Below are 721 nucleotides of genomic sequence, written 5' to 3'. Positions count from 1 at the left end.
CACCTTAACAAGGCGTTAGGCTACATGTTGATACTGGTCATAAAGGAATGCTGTTCGTTATGATAAAATTTGTCGAAATAATATTTATTGCATTTAAGCTACAAATGCATTTCCAGTTAATGATAAGTTATCAATGGGTGGCGAGATGAAGAGTAAAGTAATAATTGTTTCATTGTGTTTGGTATTTTCCTCAAGTGCATTTTCTAGTTCAAACATTTGGAGTAACGATGGAATTGATTCAAACATCAGTTCTGAAATTAAGGTTACTCTATTTCAGAATGTAAGCGGTGGTGTAAATATAGGTTTGACGTTTCCATCTGATGATTGTGTAGATTTTGAAGATCGCGTACTAAAAGCTCCGTCATATAGTATTAATGGAACATTGGTCAAATCATATGCCCAATGTATTGGAAAAGGAAAAAGAATGGACTTTCCTGCTACGGATGCAGGTAAAGAATATGTAATAAGCCAATTTAAACAGAAAAATACGGTTGTGTATGGCCAGGATGGCTTTGAGATTACTTTTAGTGCAATTGGATTCTCTGCTGTGTACGAAAACTATAAAAATCGAATGGATGGGATTTAGCCTAACAAACAATTTAAGAGTGATTCAGCACGCGTGGCATTTTTACAATGCGTCAGTTTTAGTGCTTAAGGCGGTATGCGGTAGCATCGGTATTGCGTGCTTCACACCTTAATTGGGCGTTAGTACGGGTTTGGC

Annotated in this window: 1 protein-coding gene; it reads left to right on the top strand. The window is 36.6% G+C overall.

Features of this window, described 5'->3' with window-relative positions; all coding sequences use genetic code 11:
- Positions 1-145: 145 nt before the first annotated feature.
- Complete coding sequence (locus KJB35_RS25185; protein WP_140361383.1) at positions 146-586, top strand: hypothetical protein; 441 nt, start codon at positions 146-148, stop codon at positions 584-586.
- Positions 587-721: the final 135 nt, after the last annotated feature.

Source organism: Vibrio sp. D431a (assembly GCF_030248655.1).
In the GTDB taxonomy this organism is placed as follows: Bacteria; Pseudomonadota; Gammaproteobacteria; order Enterobacterales; family Vibrionaceae; genus Vibrio; species Vibrio alginolyticus.
The sequence above is the reverse complement of the archived record's forward strand: the minus strand, read 5'-3'. Positions and strand labels throughout refer to the sequence as shown.